At 61.5% G+C, this 15,403-nt stretch carries 27 protein-coding genes; 11 read left to right on the top strand and 16 right to left on the bottom strand.

Annotation, left to right across the window (positions count from 1 at the left end; translation table 11 throughout):
- Positions 1 to 3: 3 nt before the first annotated feature.
- The 15 genes from GVL12_RS23695 to GVL12_RS23625 form a co-directional block, all read right to left on the bottom strand.
- The gene (locus tag GVL12_RS23695; protein ID WP_159918023.1) at positions 4 to 462 is read right to left on the bottom strand and encodes a four helix bundle protein; all 459 of its coding nucleotides are present in this window, start codon (positions 460 to 462) and stop codon (positions 4 to 6) included.
- 30 nt (positions 463 to 492) lie between these two features.
- Positions 493 to 912: a DUF1566 domain-containing protein gene (locus tag GVL12_RS23690; RefSeq protein ID WP_159918022.1), complete on the bottom strand. Its 420-nt coding sequence runs from the start codon at positions 910 to 912 to the stop codon at positions 493 to 495.
- Between the two features lie 39 nt (positions 913 to 951).
- Complete coding sequence (locus GVL12_RS23685) at positions 952 to 1,551, bottom strand: DUF1566 domain-containing protein (protein ID WP_159918021.1); 600 nt, start codon at positions 1,549 to 1,551, stop codon at positions 952 to 954.
- 66 nt (positions 1,552 to 1,617) lie between these two features.
- The gene (locus GVL12_RS23680) at positions 1,618 to 1,854 is read right to left on the bottom strand and encodes a hypothetical protein (protein ID WP_159918020.1); all 237 of its coding nucleotides are present in this window, start codon (positions 1,852 to 1,854) and stop codon (positions 1,618 to 1,620) included.
- A complete protein-coding gene (locus GVL12_RS23675; RefSeq protein ID WP_159918019.1) occupies positions 1,851 to 2,225 on the bottom strand; it encodes a hypothetical protein in 375 nt (124 codons plus the stop codon). The genes GVL12_RS23680 and GVL12_RS23675 overlap by 4 nt, the downstream gene beginning before the upstream one ends.
- Positions 2,222 to 3,163: a recombination-associated protein RdgC gene (locus GVL12_RS23670; protein ID WP_159918018.1), complete on the bottom strand. Its 942-nt coding sequence runs from the start codon at positions 3,161 to 3,163 to the stop codon at positions 2,222 to 2,224. The genes GVL12_RS23675 and GVL12_RS23670 overlap by 4 nt, the downstream gene beginning before the upstream one ends.
- A 193-nt stretch (positions 3,164 to 3,356) precedes the next feature.
- Complete coding sequence (locus GVL12_RS23665) at positions 3,357 to 3,542, bottom strand: hypothetical protein (RefSeq protein WP_159918017.1); 186 nt, start codon at positions 3,540 to 3,542, stop codon at positions 3,357 to 3,359.
- Positions 3,543 to 3,592: 50 nt separating this feature from the next.
- The gene (locus GVL12_RS23660) at positions 3,593 to 3,808 is read right to left on the bottom strand and encodes a hypothetical protein (protein ID WP_159918016.1); all 216 of its coding nucleotides are present in this window, start codon (positions 3,806 to 3,808) and stop codon (positions 3,593 to 3,595) included.
- Positions 3,805 to 4,137: a hypothetical protein gene (locus GVL12_RS23655; protein WP_159918015.1), complete on the bottom strand. Its 333-nt coding sequence runs from the start codon at positions 4,135 to 4,137 to the stop codon at positions 3,805 to 3,807. The genes GVL12_RS23660 and GVL12_RS23655 overlap by 4 nt, the downstream gene beginning before the upstream one ends.
- Positions 4,138 to 4,190: 53 nt before the next feature.
- Positions 4,191 to 5,090: a hypothetical protein gene (locus tag GVL12_RS23650; protein ID WP_159918014.1), complete on the bottom strand. Its 900-nt coding sequence runs from the start codon at positions 5,088 to 5,090 to the stop codon at positions 4,191 to 4,193.
- Positions 5,091 to 5,131: 41 nt separating this feature from the next.
- Positions 5,132 to 5,302, bottom strand: coding sequence for a hypothetical protein (locus GVL12_RS23645; RefSeq protein WP_159918013.1), 171 nt, complete (start codon positions 5,300 to 5,302; stop codon positions 5,132 to 5,134).
- A 745-nt stretch (positions 5,303 to 6,047) separates the two neighbouring features.
- Entirely contained in the window at positions 6,048 to 6,383 is a 336-nt protein-coding gene (locus GVL12_RS23640; protein WP_159918012.1) for a hypothetical protein, read from the bottom strand.
- Between the two features lie 741 nt (positions 6,384 to 7,124).
- Positions 7,125 to 7,628 (bottom strand): hypothetical protein, encoded by a 504-nt coding sequence (locus tag GVL12_RS23635; RefSeq protein ID WP_159918011.1) that lies wholly within the window; start codon positions 7,626 to 7,628, stop codon positions 7,125 to 7,127.
- A 55-nt stretch (positions 7,629 to 7,683) separates the two neighbouring features.
- Positions 7,684 to 8,187, bottom strand: a complete 504-nt coding sequence (locus GVL12_RS23630; protein ID WP_159918010.1) for a hypothetical protein — start codon at positions 8,185 to 8,187, stop codon at positions 7,684 to 7,686.
- Between the two features lie 16 nt (positions 8,188 to 8,203).
- Positions 8,204 to 8,863 (bottom strand): S24 family peptidase, encoded by a 660-nt coding sequence (locus tag GVL12_RS23625; protein ID WP_200844034.1) that lies wholly within the window; start codon positions 8,861 to 8,863, stop codon positions 8,204 to 8,206.
- Positions 8,864 to 8,974: 111 nt separating this feature from the next.
- On the opposite strand from GVL12_RS23625, the gene GVL12_RS23620 reads away from it, so the two are divergent.
- A complete protein-coding gene (locus GVL12_RS23620; RefSeq protein ID WP_235033965.1) occupies positions 8,975 to 9,181 on the top strand; it encodes a YdaS family helix-turn-helix protein in 207 nt (68 codons plus the stop codon).
- A 5-nt stretch (positions 9,182 to 9,186) separates the two neighbouring features.
- Here the strand turns inward: GVL12_RS23620 and GVL12_RS23615 are convergent, their stop codons facing one another.
- Complete coding sequence (locus GVL12_RS23615) at positions 9,187 to 9,654, bottom strand: hypothetical protein (RefSeq protein ID WP_159918008.1); 468 nt, start codon at positions 9,652 to 9,654, stop codon at positions 9,187 to 9,189.
- A gap of 112 nt (positions 9,655 to 9,766) precedes the next feature.
- On the opposite strand from GVL12_RS23615, the gene GVL12_RS23610 reads away from it, so the two are divergent.
- The 10 genes from GVL12_RS23610 to GVL12_RS23565 all read left to right on the top strand — a co-directional run bounded on the left by GVL12_RS23610 (position 9,767) and on the right by GVL12_RS23565 (position 14,883).
- Positions 9,767 to 10,009 (top strand): hypothetical protein, encoded by a 243-nt coding sequence (locus tag GVL12_RS23610; protein WP_159918007.1) that lies wholly within the window; start codon positions 9,767 to 9,769, stop codon positions 10,007 to 10,009.
- A 19-nt stretch (positions 10,010 to 10,028) separates the two neighbouring features.
- Complete coding sequence (locus GVL12_RS23605) at positions 10,029 to 10,250, top strand: hypothetical protein (RefSeq protein WP_159918006.1); 222 nt, start codon at positions 10,029 to 10,031, stop codon at positions 10,248 to 10,250.
- A gap of 72 nt (positions 10,251 to 10,322) precedes the next feature.
- Positions 10,323 to 11,249 carry a helix-turn-helix domain-containing protein gene (locus GVL12_RS23600; RefSeq protein ID WP_159918005.1) on the top strand — a complete coding sequence of 309 codons (927 nt, stop codon included), beginning with the start codon at positions 10,323 to 10,325 and terminating at the stop codon, positions 11,247 to 11,249.
- The gene (locus GVL12_RS23595; RefSeq protein WP_159918004.1) at positions 11,242 to 12,024 is read left to right on the top strand and encodes a hypothetical protein; all 783 of its coding nucleotides are present in this window, start codon (positions 11,242 to 11,244) and stop codon (positions 12,022 to 12,024) included. Before GVL12_RS23600 ends, GVL12_RS23595 begins: the two co-directional genes overlap by 8 nt.
- On the top strand, positions 12,021 to 12,566 hold the full coding sequence (locus GVL12_RS23590) for a hypothetical protein (protein WP_159918003.1): 546 nt from the start codon (positions 12,021 to 12,023) through the stop codon (positions 12,564 to 12,566). Before GVL12_RS23595 ends, GVL12_RS23590 begins: the two co-directional genes overlap by 4 nt.
- On the top strand, positions 12,563 to 12,853 hold the full coding sequence (locus tag GVL12_RS23585) for a hypothetical protein (RefSeq protein ID WP_159918002.1): 291 nt from the start codon (positions 12,563 to 12,565) through the stop codon (positions 12,851 to 12,853). The genes GVL12_RS23590 and GVL12_RS23585 overlap by 4 nt, the downstream gene beginning before the upstream one ends.
- On the top strand, positions 12,853 to 13,542 hold the full coding sequence (locus tag GVL12_RS23580; protein ID WP_159918039.1) for a phage antirepressor KilAC domain-containing protein: 690 nt from the start codon (positions 12,853 to 12,855) through the stop codon (positions 13,540 to 13,542). Before GVL12_RS23585 ends, GVL12_RS23580 begins: the two co-directional genes overlap by 1 nt.
- Positions 13,539 to 13,883 carry a DUF1064 domain-containing protein gene (locus GVL12_RS23575; protein ID WP_159918001.1) on the top strand — a complete coding sequence of 115 codons (345 nt, stop codon included), beginning with the start codon at positions 13,539 to 13,541 and terminating at the stop codon, positions 13,881 to 13,883. Before GVL12_RS23580 ends, GVL12_RS23575 begins: the two co-directional genes overlap by 4 nt.
- On the top strand, positions 13,883 to 14,443 hold the full coding sequence (locus GVL12_RS23570) for a hypothetical protein (RefSeq protein WP_200844033.1): 561 nt from the start codon (positions 13,883 to 13,885) through the stop codon (positions 14,441 to 14,443). The genes GVL12_RS23575 and GVL12_RS23570 overlap by 1 nt, the downstream gene beginning before the upstream one ends.
- The gene (locus GVL12_RS23565) at positions 14,440 to 14,883 is read left to right on the top strand and encodes a hypothetical protein (protein ID WP_159918000.1); all 444 of its coding nucleotides are present in this window, start codon (positions 14,440 to 14,442) and stop codon (positions 14,881 to 14,883) included. The genes GVL12_RS23570 and GVL12_RS23565 overlap by 4 nt, the downstream gene beginning before the upstream one ends.
- Positions 14,884 to 15,403 lie beyond the last annotated feature (520 nt).

Below are 15,403 nucleotides of genomic sequence, written 5' to 3'. Positions count from 1 at the left end.
TCACTACGGCCGTGGCCGCTGATATCCCTGCTGCGCCTGGCGGTGGGCTTGTGGCCCAGCGGCTCGACCAGATTCCAAGGCGCGTTGGCCGGATTGCCGTGACAAACCGGCAGCAAGCGCACGTTCCGAGTGTTTCTGCCAACCCGTGGCTTGTTTCCCTATGCTCTCTGTCTGGGCGATGGCCCTTGCGTACTGCTTCACCGAGATCAGCTTGAGGTCGACTGCGAGGCGGAGGGCCAGATTGACCGCCTCCACCTCCTCGCGCATGCGCTGCAGGATCTGGGGCTTGTCCTCGGTGGTGTTGGCCTGGTAGGTGCGCATGACCAAGGCCATGCAGCGCTTGCGCAGGTCTGCGCCGAAGTCCGCCTTGTAGTTCCGGGGCATGTTGGCCACCAACTGGGTGGTCAACTGCGTGAGGGCGTAGGTCGCCTTGTAGATCTCGGTGTCAGTGTGGAGTGCCATGCCGCGGCGGGCTATGCCCGCAAGAAAGAGTTAAAGGGATGAATCGGGAAAGCTGCGGAAAGGGCGGACTCGGAACTCGTGGCGCCGGCTGCCGGTGGTCGTGTAGCCGACCTCAAAACCGACCGCCCACGGCCAGGAGCGTTCAGTGCGCGACCAGTAGTAGCTGTCCATGCCTTTGTTGACGAAGTGCTCGCGGGCATTGATGTAGGCCAGCATCAAGTCCTCCTGATCCGGCGCGCGCCAGTCGCTATGACCATTGATTGCGCCAGCTGCGGCCACGGTCTTCTCGACGTCGCCGAACTCGACGTCCTTGGTGTCGAACTCCGTGCCGCCCGGGATGACAACGTGATGCACGACACCGTCGATCAGGCGCGAGCCGATGTAGATGCCGCCCTGCTCGGGCCAGGGCTGATTGATTGCGGGGGTGCGGGTTGCGGTCTGCGTGCTCATTGAATGCTCCTGTGGTTTCGAAGAAAAGGGGTGAAGGGGTCAGTAGATGAATCTGCGGAAAGGGCGGACTCGGAACTCGAAGTGCCGGTTGCGGCTGAGCGTGTCGCCGTCCTCAAAATCGACCGCCCACGCGTAGTACTCGCCGCGCGAGGTGCTGGTCCAGTAGTAGCTGTCATCACCGAACTTGTCGGGCACGTTGGCCGCGGCCAGCTGCAGCTCGCGACGTGCGGGCAGGTAGAAATCGGTGTGTTCGTCGCGCACGTAGTCGGCGGCCAGCTTGGCGGCGGGGCAGTCCTTGCGCAGCGCGGCGGTGTTGGCCAGGCCGTCCCAGTCGGACAGATCGCGCTCGCCATCGGGCGCCCAGCGCGCGCGGCCGACGTCTTCCTCCGTGGCAACGATCAGGCCGTAGACCGTGCCGTCACCGGTGCGGAAGTCACCGGCGTAGATGCCGCCTTGGCCGGGCCAATACTCGCCGATGGCAGGGCGGCCGGTGTCGTCGGGCGTTGGCGCGGCTGTCACAGCTTCGGGCTCGGGGCTGTTGAGCAGCGAGGCGATGAAAGAGCTAGCCATGGACGGCAGGCCAGCGCCGAATTGCACGCTGGTGAGCGCGGGAGCATTCAAGTGGATGGTGAGGTTCATGATGGTCAGTCGTTGAGGCAAAAGAAAACCCGCTCAAGGCGGGGTGCTGTGGATCGGTGGCGCGGTTCAGTGGCCGCAGGGCAGGCCCTGGCCTTCTTCGAGTTGAGCGGGCGCAGCGGCGTCGCAACTGATGCAGCGCCTGGCCGGTGCGCTCGCGCGGTGCCCGCTGCACTTCACCGCCTTCACGCAATCGGAATAGACCTGAATGACGGGCATTGAGCCGAAGTCGCGCTGGCCGCAAGCGGCGCTGCCGTTGCTGCAGCTCATGCACATGGAGCCCTTGGGTTGGTGGTGGACACTCATGGCGCACTACCTCCTGCTGCAGTTGCTGGCGCTGCCTGCGGGCGCTCAATGTAGGCTCGGACGGCTGCGGGAATCACCCGCCCCAGGTCGAGCGTCATGGTGCGTACTTGCTGTGCGTCGCGATGGCCGAATGGGCGACTGAACTCGAGCGCATCACGCAACCTTGCTTCGCTCATTCGCGAGAGGTAGGCCACGGGGTCATCCTCGCCGCAGAACAGAGGGGCGTTCCAAGTGCGGGCGCTCGCGCGCACGATCAACTGGGCAGGGTAAAGCGACGCTGCACCTGCTTCGACCAAGACGGTGAGGTCTTCCATGTCTACCAGGTCGGTGATATGGATTGCGAGCAGCACCTGGGTTTGAATGACTTTCATGGGCGCTCCTTCGGTTGCTGCAATGCCGCAGGCAGGCCTTCGCCGAGTGCCGTGCGGCCTTCGCCGCCCAGGGCCTCGATGAGGTCAGGGAGCAGCTTGGACAGTTCTCCCGTGGCAATCGCCACATCTGCGTCGAAACCGCCATCGTCCTTGGCCTGGCCATCGAACACGGTTTCAAGGAATGTGAGTTTCTTGATCTGCAGGCTATCGGTAAGCAGCAGCGAGATCCGGTCGTCCCAGGTAAGCGCGAGCTTGGACGGCAGCTTGCCGGCTTCGATATGCGCCTTGACTTCATCGATGTCCAGCGGGTGGCGGCCGTAGCGAACAACTGACTTGGCCTCGTCGGCGCTCTTGAGTTCGCACTCCTGGTCGATGGTGAAGCCCACGGGTGGCTCCTGGCTGGACAGCCAGTGCGCCATCGCGGCCTGGGCCGAAGTCTGCGTGTCGAGCAATGCCACGGCAAAGCCCGGCAGTCCGTCGACCAGCAGCGTCACGACTTCGTCCGCGCGCGTCTGGCTGCCCGTGTCGAGCGCCAGAAAGCGCGCCGCGGGGTCGATCCAGATCCACATGCCGCCCTGCTTGGTGAAGGCCATGGGCAGCAGGTCGAGCTTGGCCTCGTCCTTGAGCTCCTGCTTTTCCTTCTTGCCCGGCTTGCGGCCCGAAGTGCGCTCGATGGCGTCGGCCTTTTCCTGCACCTTGCGGTTGAGCACGCTGGCCGGCAGCATCTTGCTTTCACTCATGAAGCGCAGGATCCACTGACCACCGATCGACTCGGCGAACAGGCCTTCTTCTTCGCCGCGCGGAGGCACCCAGCCTGCAGAGCGCTCCTGTGTGGGGCCGCATGGGGCGAAGGGCGTGCGGGACAGCGCCGATTCGACAGCGGCCAGGTCAGCCTGCCAGGAGGTGGCGATGCGGTAGATGATGAGCTTATTGAACATGTTGGGCGTTGCTGGTTTGGGAAACGGTTTTCTCGATGGCGGTGACGGTGACATGCAGCCAGCCACCCTTGCGGGCCAGTTCGGCACAGACCTCGGCCCCATCAGCGACTGCATAGGGTTTGGCGCGAACCGGTTTCTGCCGGGCGTTGCGCAGCCATTCCGCGTCTATGAATTCCTTGGGCTGCTTGTCGTTCTACAGCTCAAGGCGGGATTTCTTCAGGTGGGTGGCCCGGGCTTCTTCCAGGGCGCCGGGAGGCACGCCGGTCACGCGCCAGCCTTTGTGGAACGATTCGTCAGCAGCCTTGGGCCGATTTTTCTGCTGGGGGGGGGCGATGGTGCTGACGGCCTCGCCGCGGTAGTTCACAAAATCCAGTGGCATACGGACTCCAAAAAAGAATCCCGCAGCGTGGCGGGTGGTGGTTGGTTGATTCAGTGCGGCTTCTTCCTCGCCTTCGGTGGCTGGCGCTGCTTGGGGCCCATCTGGGTCGCGCCGCATGCGCACTGGTAGAAGCCTTTGATGGAGACGGTGAGGCGCTTGGCCTTGCTGGTGGGCTGCTGGATGTTCTCGACCCAGCGCCAAAGGTGTTCGCCCTGGATGGGGCATGCATTCTTTGCCCGCTGGCGCTTGGCGATGGGGTCGGTCACGGCAGGTAGTTGAGGCACTGCACCGTGGTCTCATCCAGCCACACTGCGTGCATGCCTGGGCAGTTCCAGACTTCGGCAGCGAGGCGTTTGAGTTCGGAGGGGCTGGCGCTGGGCTCCTGGGCCTCGGCGCTGCTACAGCCGGTCAAGGTCAGGCAGATCAGCACCATCAGCAGGGCGGCAATCCAGAGGCTCGGGCGATTCAGCAAGTCGAGGCGGCGGGGCTGCGGCGTGAGATGCGGATCGAAGGGAAAGGCCTGGGCCATGCTGCGCGGGTATTCCGCGTCTGGGTCGGGGTTCACGTCAGCGGGGAAGGGTATGCGGGTGGTCATGGCGCGCTCCAAAGAAAAACCCGCAGAAGCGGGCCGGCAGTGCCTGGGGTGGGTTATTTGTTGGCGCTGATCGCTGCGTCGATGGCGTCGCGGGCGGTGGCGAAAACGCCGGCCTGGCTGAGTTCATCGGCCTGAAATTCCAGCCAGTAGCCGCGCTCGCCGGGTGTTTCCGAAAGGAGGTCGGTTTTTCCGCCGCTGCGCACGATGGCGCAGCGCTTGATCAGGAAGTCAAGGCGCTGGCTGTCCTTGCGCAACTCGGTTGCCCTGGCCTGCGGCCCGGCAACGGTGGAGGCGGTGACTCGAGTTTTTCCCTGGGCCACTGCTGATTCAAGCTGCTGTCCCAGGACCGCGCCGGCCTGTTCTCCGTGCTTGCGCGCAGTCTTGGCGGCGTGGGTGGCAGAAACGGCACCGGCGTTGACCATCTTGCGCACATCGCTGTTGGCATCGCCCAGCGCCAGAACCTGCAGGACATGCTCTGCAGTCTTGCCGACCTTTTCCGCAATCTGCCCCACTGTCCAGCCGAAGGCGCGAAGCCGCTTGTAGCCCTCCGCAATCTCCAGGGCCTTGAGCTGCTTGTTTGCTGCGCTGGTGATGATGCGCGCCGTGCGGTCGGCGTCGTTGCCCTCGAAGTAGACGATGTGGATCCATGCTTCGCCGTCCTTGGGGTTGCGCAGCGCCGCGCCGCGCTCCAGGGCGCGCCCGATGGCTGCGTGGCGACGGTGGCCATCCACGACCCACACACCGCCTTCGGGGCGGATGCGCACTTCCAGCGCAGGGATGCGCCCGCCCGCGATGATGTGACGGGCGAGGGATTCGATGCTCTCTTCCAGCGCGTCATCTTGCTCGCGCAGGTTGAATCCGGGCTCAATGTGGATGCTCTCGTAGCGAACTTGAACGGCATCGGCGCGTTTGGCCTCGCCGCTCTCGAACATCTTGCGGTTGGAGTTGGTCATTGGTGCTCCAGAATGAGAAAACCGCCTCAGTGGGCGGTTTCTTAGATTGCGTCTGCGCTGCACTCAGGCTGCGCGGGGTGGGTGTTGAGCAGCTGGCGCAGCTCGTCGGGAGGAAGGGGCGGCAGCGCAGGTGCTGGCGCTGGCAGCCCGTAAGCCTGGCGGGTGGTGCGCATGACGCGCAACTGCTCGATGGCAGGGTGGTGATAGGTCATGAGGAGCGAATAAAGAGCCTCGGGTGCCCGGCAAAGGCAGATCAGGGAGGGCGGAGAGGTGCCGGGCGCGGCTGAAAAGGAAAGGGCCGCGAGTGCGGGCCTAAGTGGATAGTTGATGGCGGCAGGGCCCCTCACTGCCCATGCCTGACCAGTGCGGCGCGTACAAACGCGAGCTGGCTTAACCATCATTGAAGCGTGCTGGGCTTGATTCCAGCTATGGGCGCCGCGTGTCGCGTTTGTGCGTCGCTTCACTCTACGGTCCCGCGTGTCCATCCACGCCGCCACTTCAATGATGGCCCCGGCTTTGCTCCAGCCGGGACGGATTCCTGTCATTGGGGTATGTTTATTAAAACAGTGGTGTGATTTTATACAGCTTTCGCGGTTTGGCAAACAGTTTGTTGATGAAGATGGCTTCGCTTGAAGCAGCGTCGAGGGGGTTATTTGGTCTTGCGCCCGGGACTTCCACCCTTTGCCGGAGCTGACCCGGTCACGCCATCAAGAAAAAGAGCGGTATCTGCCTTGGTGACGCCCGTGGGCGGGGTGCGATTGGCGATTCGCTTTATTCCCAGGCAGCAGTCCGTTTTGCCGCGCCGCGCTCTTTCTTGATGGCCCCTCTGGACAGGGCTATGCAGATCACTATCTGCGTCCGTTCGCTGTTCGGCGTGAGGCAGCTACCCTCTGGATATGGCCCCTGGCATTTGCCCCTGCCAGGCCGCGCGCCTATCCGCGGTGATTCGGGGTGCGGTTATTCGGTGGCCTTGGCGATAGCGGCCCGGGCTACGGTGACTGAAGCGTAGAGGCTGGCATCCGCACTTTCTTTCTTGCAGGCCGCCACGATGTGGCTCAGCCAGCCTTCGCGCTCAAGGCCTTGCAGCGCCTCAAGCAGTTCGGGCGCCACGGCGATCAGGCGGGCGTTGGCTTCCCGGTCCGTGACGGTCGTGGTCTCGTTCAAGCGGCGCGGATACCACGCGACGGTGGCAATGACTTCCCCGTTCGCGGTGTAGACCTCTGTGCTATAGCCGACGATTGCTTTCCTGTGCGACTGGAACCAAGGTCCCGGCGTGTGCTTTGCTTCGCTCATGTCTTGCTCCTTGAAAAACAAAAGCGCCGACCCGCGACGCTTTTGCTTTGCCACTCTCGCGAATGGCTTGGGCGTTTCTTTTCTTGGCCTCCCTGTTTGCCTCACCGCCGTATAGAACCCAGCGGATGGTTTTCGCGTGGCCCTTCGATGTTCCTGTTGCCGATCCCATCCGGGGGCAGAGCAGTACTGACTAGAGCGACCGACGATCTTTTCTATCCCGCTACCGCCCGCGGTGCCCTGCGTTTACCCAGCCGTGCTTGCTGCAAGAGCTTGGGAAGCCGTTCGATGCCGTGCCACCCACCGCGTGGTGCACAAACCTGCTGGCGGGTACTCAGTTCCCCTATGAACCCCTTCCGTCTCCGGTCAGCTTGTGGCCCTGTGTGCGTCTGGGCCGGTTCGTTTCGCTGTTTGTGCTGCGATGAGTAATTACACCATTAGGTGACATGGCGTGTCAACACCGAAGGGTGACATTGGATTTAATTTTCTCTACAATCCACCCATGACCACGCATCACAGAGACGAAAAAAATCCCGCTGATGCGGGCGCTGATCGGTATCCGAGTTGGCTGAGGCTTCACCCTCCGGGGTCCTGGGAGGACCTCCGAAGGAAGGCCTTAGCCGTGGAGTTCTTGGCAAAGACCGGACGAGAGAAGATTCATAATCCTGGAGAGCGATCTGAGGAGATCTACTTCAAAATATTGCAGGATCGTGTGAAGGTCCTGACTGAAGCGATTGACTGCCTTCAATCACTTCCTCCTCCAAGCTGAAAAAGCATCGTGTCAATGTCGCATTTTGCATTTTCGATTGCGCCACACCAGTCTGCAGCCGTAGGGTCGCTGTTGGTTGCCGGCTTTAAATGAATCAACGCACCGCAGATTGCTGGATAGTAGAAGGCATCTTCAATATCTGTCCTAGTCCTTTTTATCCCGTCGACCGTGCCGTACTGCGCCGCTGATTTTATGTCTAACTTAAGGCCTGAGTAGAGTTGTTTTGCCCGTGTTTTTTCACTTGCGTTCAATGGTTCGGTCGATAAGACGTCCTGCAATTCCGTCATCCTGAAATCAAAAGACTCAAGCGCCGCCTTAACTTTTTCTTTGCTCATTCGATTGTCGCCTTTCCGAGGGCGCCATATTATTGCCGCCTGTATATAAAAAGTTTTGCGCAGGCCCTTGCGCTGAAAACCAGCAGTTGGTGAGCGCGGCCACATCGGGCTCGCAATACCGAGCGCCTGGCCATCGGAATCCATGACCTAGCACCGCGCGCTTTGGCGCCTTCTGGCAGGCAGTTCATCTCCATCCGTGCTATTTTTTCTTGCTTGCTGCTTGAGTCGGCCACGTCAGCGCATCTTGGGTGCCAAACTCTATGACCGGTGCGCCTGCGTGATACAAGTTCACCTGCACAAGAATTTTCTTGGCCTTCGCTGCTTGGGAGATGAATCTGTTAGCGCTATTGAAGAAAACTGTTGTGGGGTTATGGTCTGCGGGCGGACTGCCACTGAATTTGATGGGTGGAGCGTTGTCAAATTTCACTTGAATTGGACATCCGCCATGCGAAGAGCACAGAATTTGTCCTTTTTGTACTTGCAAAATCACATCTAATCCGTATCGAGGGTGTTGTCTCACTACGAGAAAAGCATGGTTGGTCCCTGAATATGGAAACTGAAGAGACAGCGAGTTGTCACTGACGATGGTGGCTGTCTTCTCTGTTTTTCCGCTCATCTTGTCAGTTGATTCACTGTACTTCCAGTCAGCATGCGATGCCATTGCAAGCAAGAGTGCAGGCAGCGCCAGAGTCAATTTCTTCATCCCTCTCTCCTTTAATTTACAACTTTGAGCAGACCCATATCGCACGTCCTTGGATAAGAGCCTCAGTCTTCCCGTCAATAATAATGTCTGGGTGCTCGTCTTTGTCCGCGTTGTCTGACACCGCGTGCCACACATGGTTGACTATCTGGAACCGCTTCACCAGCATGTCTCCATCCCATGAGAATGCGTAGATGCTTCCGTTCCGCGGCTCTTTGTCAGAGCGGTTCAAAAGGAGGGCAGACCCGTCTCTGATTGTCGGCTCCATACTGGTGCCAACGACATTCACGATTGCGGCGTTCAAGGGGCTAACTCCAGCTGAGCGAAGGAAGTCGCGCCGAAATTGAAACGCACTCAACTCCTCCACAACGCTATTTGTTCGACCAGGACCCGCGCCAACCTCGACACTGAGGTGGGCGACCTGTATGAAATCGCTGAGCTCGGCATCGCCATCTAAAGAGTACTTGGGCAGGTTGAGGGATTCTTCTATCTCGCGGGCTAATTCCGCCCCAATGGGTTTTGCGCCATTGAGGCGGTCTGACCAAAAGCTGGAAGATCGACCAAGACGACCCATCAGCTCCGAAGGGGAGCCGGCAGAGGCATTTTTTCGGCTCACCCAACCCTGCCGCAGGCAGATGGCATTAAGGTTTTCGCGCCGGATCAAGGACATATCGCTCATGGATAGCACTACAGTCTATGAATGTCACCTTGTGGTGTTGACAGTACATATCACCATAGGGTGTAATTGGGGATGCCCCTCAAAGAACACCTTAAGGCGTACTCACGCGAGATGCGCAGCGAACTTGCTATTCGTTGCGGAACAACGCTTGGGCACATCACCAACATCTCATACGGCTACAAGAGTTGCTCCGAGAAGCTGGCAGTAGCCATTGAGCGTGAGACTTGCGGCGCCGTCACCCGCCGAGACCTTCGCCCCGTCGACTGGCAGCAGATCTGGCCCGAGCTGGCCACCCAGCCCACCCAGGAGGCCGCGTGATGTCGTCAGTCGAAAACCTGCGTCTTGCAGGTAGGGCAAACGAGACCATTCGGCACGCCCATCATGAACGTGCCTGTGAGCACGGATTTGATCCCCTTGTCGAAGCACGGCTGACAGACGTAGTGCAGCGGCTCCGTCGAAGCTGGCTCGTCGGCCCCGCTTTGCTGTGGGACGAGATTCACCCGATACGCGAACTGGCCGGGTCTGAGCTGGAAAAGCGAATAGCGACCACGCTCGCGGCCGGCTTCTTCCAGTTTTCGCAGTTTCTCGCGGGCTTCGAAGTGCTCGCCTTGGAGTTGCAGGAGCGCGGCGTTGTGCGAGAGCAGTCCCTCCTGGGCCTTGAGCAGTTGCTCCAAAAGGGCGGAAGTCCTTTCGTTGATGAGGGTGGAGTCGCGCAAAGCGCTCATGCCCTTGGCGATATCGCGCGCAGCGCCGATTGAAGCCGTGATGCCGCTTATTGCTGACCAATCCATTTTGTCCGCCCTCCCTGGCGCTGGTTGTGTAGGAACTCCCAGCATAGCCCAGGGTGCGGCGGGCACCCCATCCATTTCTTCCAACAAAACATCCGCCGAGGGAGCCTGAGTCATGACCTACCGTAAACGCGAGATTGTTCGCAAGCCTGTCGCACTGATTCGGGCCCACGGGGCGGAGCAGGACGACATGGATTTCTTGGTGGACTACTACGGCGGCGTGTCGCGCGCCGAGGCCTATCGGCTGGGTTTGTTGGAGTTGGCTCGTGCAAAACGTCATGAGGCCAATTCTTTGTCTGCGCGTCGCGTGGGCCAAGCCGTTGACAAAAACGCGTTCAGCGGGTTGATGACGGCCTAGGCCGCGGAAAGGCACCCCGATGACACCACCAACACCACCGGCCGAGTTCACGCCCGTTGACCTCCAGGGCCTCGCAGATGAAGACTATGCCGCTATCAATAACGAAGCAGTGCGCCGCGGCGTTTCGTTTGATGAGATGGCCAGCAGCATGCTGCAAGAGCATGCCAAGAAGCTGCGTGCCCGCGCTCGCACAGGCGGTATCGCGCAGCTTTTCCGTTTCGCGAAAGCAAGCAATGAGTAACTCAAAAGTAACGGCGTCTGGCATCGCACAGCAGTGCCTTGCTGGCGCTGTCTCACACGTTGGGAGCGAGCAATGAGCACCATCATCATGGCGGCTTGCTGGCCGCTGCAGCAGATGAGTCCTGCACAAAAGGCTGTGCTGATCTCGCTGGCTGACCAGGCCAACGACGATGGCGTTTGCTGGCCCGGCATCAAGACCATTGCAAAGCGCACATGCCTCTCGGAACGCGCTGTGCAAGAGGCCATCGCCTGGCTGCAGGCCGTGGGCCTGGTGTTCCGCGACTACCGTCTCAACACCAGCACCAGCTACACCATCACTCCCTCCAGCTTCAAGCCGGCGGCAGCTCCTACCAAGCGCAGCCGTGCGACTGGTGCAAATGGCGCACCCGGTGCAGATGGCGCACCCCCCGCAGATGGCGCACCAGGGGGTGCAGATGGCGCACCGGGTGGTGCAGATGGCGCACCCCACCCCCCGCAGATGGCGCACCCCAGGGGTGCAGATGGCGCACCCAAATCATCATTGAACCGTAAAGGGAACCGTAAAGGAACCGCCAATGAATCATTCCCGGCCGCTTTGCAGCCGGCCCGTGGTGGTGCTGGCGCTGGTCAAGGCGACGACGAAACCGCGGTGCAGGCCGCATGCAAGCACACCTGGGCTGCGTACTGCAACGCCTACCAGGACCGCTACGGCGTAGCGCCTGTCCGCAATGCGGCGGTGAACGCCAACGTCAAGAGCCTGGTCAAGCGATTGGGCTACGAGGAAGCCCCGCTGGTTGCTGCGTGGTACGTGGCCAGCGTGAACGAGGCTTTTGTCGTGAAGAACTCGCACGGCGTTGGCGTGCTGGTGAACCAGGCCGAGAGCTACCGCACCCAGTGGGCCCGCAACCAGGCCGTGACCGGCACGGCTGCCCAGGCGGCCGACAAGACCGCGGCCAACTTCGACGCTGTCGAGGAAGCAAAGCGCCGGATGCGCGAAAAGAACGGAGGCGGCAATGTTTGATTGCAACGACACCGATTGGCTGATCGAAGAATTGGGCGCCACCATGGAGCTGTCCGGGCAGCAGGTGCGACCCGCTGCGCTGATGCTGTTGGCCGAGGATCTGGCCCACATCGAAAAGCCTCTGCTTCGGCTGGCGCTGGCTCGCATCCGCGCCGAACACCGTGGCCCAATCCTCACCGGCACCGTGCTGCAGTACGTGGATCACGCGATGGGCCGCATGCTGCCCGCCGAGGCTTACGCCTTGGCCCTGACCAGCGCCGATCAAGGGAGCACCATCGTATGGACAGATGAGATTGCCCAGGCCTGGGCCGCTGCAGCGCCTGTGCTCAATGCTGGCGACAAGTTCGGAGCGCGCCAGGCTTTCATCGAAGCATATGGGCGCATCGTTGGCGAGGCCCGCGCGATGCGCCGTCGCCCGCTGGTGCAAATCAGCATGGGCCATGACCCAGTGGGCCGGACACGCGCCGTCAGCGAGGCGATAGCGTCTGGCCGCCTATCGGGTGGGCTAGATGCCTTGACTGATGACCAACGGCAGCAGCTGCAGTTGCCGGCCCCGCGCGCCGCGCTGGCGCTGCCTGCGCCCGAGTCCGTGCCCACCGGGCCGAAGCGCGAAGTGCTGGCGCAGCTCGCCGCGCTGCGCGATGTGTTCGCCGTCAAGGCATCACGCTACACGCCCGCCCAGGTCCAGTCTCGCGCTGATCGCATGCGCCTGGGCCAGGCCAAGCGCCGGACGGCCGCCGCTGTAGCCCAGCGCCTGCAGGGGCAATGCGCATGAGAACCATCGAAGAAATCAAGGGCCGCTGCTTCATCGACGCCGATGGGCACTGGGTATGGCGCGGCGCCACCCGGAAGGGCGTCCCGCGTGTGTATGCGCCAGACCTTGCGCGCGCCGGGAAGATGTCGACCCAATGCGGCTATCGGGCTGCCTACTACTGCGCCAAAGGCGTCGCGGCGCCTGCGGGGTATCGGGTTTTCAGTACCTGCGACAACCCTGCATGCCTGAATCCTGATCACATCCGTTGTGCCAGCGATAAGGCATATGGCCGATTTCTGCGCAGCCGTGGCACGTTCAAGGGCCAGGTGCGCCGAATCCTGGCCAATCGCGCCAGCGCGCTCAAGAGCAGCAAGGTCACGCCGGAGCTGGCCAGCCAGATCCTCGCCAGCCCTGAGAGCAATGTGAAGACCGGCACGGCCTTCGGCGTGAGCAGCTTTTTGGTCTGGCGCATCCGCAATGGCCTCCACCCGGTCAAGCCTGCTGGCGCTGGCGGGCTTGCCACCATGGTTTCGGCACTCACAAGGGGAGGCGCATCGGCATGAGCGAATACACCGGGAGCAGCGTCAGCTACTACAGCGTGCAAGTGGAAAAGCCAACGACCCAGGGCCGCGCGCCCTACATGGCCGAGTGCAATGACCTGATCGAGGCGTTGGGCATGAACTATGCCGAGGGCAATGCCTTTAAGGCCCTCTGGCGCATGTGCGCCGCGCGGCAGGGCAAGGCGAAGAAGGGCTATACGGACGGACTGTACGACGCCGAGAAGGTTGTTTGCTTCGGTGCGCGTCTTGTCGAGCAGCAGGCGCAGCAAAAGCAAGAAGGAGCGAAGTGATGCACATGACCCTTGCCACAGCGACGATGAGCAGCCGCGAGATTGCGGACCTGACCGATAAGCGCCACGACAACGTGAAGCGCACGATCGCTGACCTGCACGATGCCGGCCTGATATCCAATCCTCAAATTGAGGTTGGGATTCCTGGCGGCAACGGTGTTCGTGAAAAGCAGTATCTCTTGAGTAAGCGCGACACCCTGGTGGTGGTGGCTCGCTTGTCGCCCGAGTTCACGGCCAAGGTGGTCGACCGCTGGCAGGAGCTTGAGGCCCAGCTGGCGCCGGCCGTCCCGCAGACCATGGTCCAGGCCCTGCGCTTGGCTGCTGAGCAGGCTGAACAGATGGAGCAGCAGCAGGCCGCGCTGGCGCTGGCGGCCCCCAAGGTCGAATTCGTGGACCGCTATGTCCTGGCAGATGGCGCCAAGGGCTTCCGCGAAGTGGCCAAGCTGTTGCGCGCCAACGAGGTCGACTTTCGCGAGTTCCTTGCCAGCCGCCGGATCATGTACCGCCTGGGCAGCGCGTGGACGGCGCACCAGAACCACATCGATGCGGGCCGCTTTGTCGTCAAGACCGGCGTGGCCACTCACAACGACCACGCTTTCGCCTCGACGAAGTTCACTCCCAAGGGCGTGCAGTGGGTTGCAGGCGAGTGGGCAAAGCACCAGCTGTCGCTGCGAGGTGCGACGGCATGAGCAAGGCGATGTACGCACTGGGCCGGCTCAAGGTCGGCGCGATGAACAAGACCGAGGCTGCATACGACAAGCATCTAGCCCTCCTGCAGCACGCCGGGGAAATCCAATGGCGCAAGTTCGAAGGGTTGAAGCTGCGCCTGGCCGACAACACGTTCTACACGCCGGACTTTGCGGTGATGGCCGCCGATGGCGTGATGGAGGCGCATGAGGTCAAGGGCTTCTGGCAAGACGACGCGCGCGCCAAGATAAAGATCGCTGCCGATATGTACCCGTTCCGTTTCCTTGCCATCAAGGCCAAAGCGAAGAAGGACGGCGGCGGCTGGGAAATGGAGGCTTTCTGATGCTGCCCAAGCAATTCCCGAAGGCCGGCTACGGAGCAAGCCGCAAGAAGCAGATGGGCGGCGGCTGGAAGGTGGCGCCCAGCGTCAGCCGCGAGGAACGCTTGGCCGCTCGCGCCGAGCGTATGACTACCAGCGCCCAGGCCACGCAGCACCTGGTCCGGCCTGGCGCGATGCTGGCGCTGGACGCGGGCGCCTCGGTGCAGGCATGCCCCAAGGATGACGTCGTGCGCTGTGAGGCCTACCGCCGTCTGGTTGCTTGCCTGCCTTGCGCCTGGTGCGGCATCTGCGGCCGAAGCCAGCACGCGCACGAAAACATGGGGAAGGGCATGGGCCTGAAGGTGGACGATCGCCGCGGCTTGCCGCTGTGCTGCGATCACCCGGGCCGCGCAGGATGCCATCCCGCTTTTGATCAGTACCGACTCCTTTCTGGTGGCCGCGAAGCACATCGCACCTGGGGCGCGCGCATGGCGGCGGCGACCCGCGCACTGATTTTGAAATCTGGCCAATGGCCGAAACACTTGCCCCAATGGGCTGAAGACACAACAGGGAGTACCAATTGATCGAAGAACGCTATCTCGCAGCCACCCGCGCAACCAGCCTGCGCGACATGCCCCACCTGATTGGCCAAGTAGACCTGATCAAGGCCAGTGGTATGAGCCACAAGAACATAGCGGCCCACTACCTGCGCCTGATCAGCAATCCGACGAAGGAAGACATGAAGCGCGTCTACGCGGCGCTGCTGTGGGTGGTGGATCAGCGCAAGCTGCAATCCGGCGCCGATGCCATCGTGCTGGCCCTGGAGTGGTTGTTGGACTCCCGCTGCAAGGTCTGCGCTGGCGCTGGCGTGGTGGTCAAGGGTGAGAGGGATCACAAGTGCCCACGGTGCAAGGGCGAGAAGGTGCGAAAGGAGCCCGGCAACCGGGACGCTCAACTGTTGATCGATTACGTGATGGGTTGCCGGGCTGCGCATGGTGGTCGCATGTTCAAGCTGCTGCGATAGAAGTTTGACGTAGGCCGATTGTTGTGATAACGTTCGGTATGCGTTAGATTGATAGGAGGGCTATACGGGCTGTGCTTAGGCCTCCCATGCTCCCAGCGAAACATCCCCCAGCCAGACTGGGGCAGGCCCACGATGGCTTGTCACGCCCATAAAAACAAAGCCCGCAAGGTTCACGCCCTGCGGGCTTTTTCGTTATGCGTTACTCGGCTGAGTTTTCTTCCCATGGAAGCGTCACTGCGAGCATCTTGCGTGCTTCACTAAAGATGTCGTTTAGGTGTGCTTCTGCAAAGGTTTTGTCGCGCGCATCGATAGGGAAAATGCGGTGGGTCTTATCAAGTTGCTGCGCGCGAATCTGGGCGTGATCGATTGCGTTGTTGTGGCTGTCATGCTTGGTGAATCACGCCGGGTTCCGTGGAGGCTATTTGGTTTAAGTCAGGCCACCACCGAGGTGGCCTGACTGGCGAGTTGCCGGTAGTAGTTTTCCTCAGCTTCTGCCGGCGGAATGTACCCGATGGGCTCC

Source organism: Pantoea sp. 18069, assembly GCF_902706035.1.
Lineage (GTDB): Bacteria > Pseudomonadota > Gammaproteobacteria > Burkholderiales > Burkholderiaceae_C > Comamonas.
This window is presented reverse-complemented; position numbering and strand designations above follow the sequence as displayed.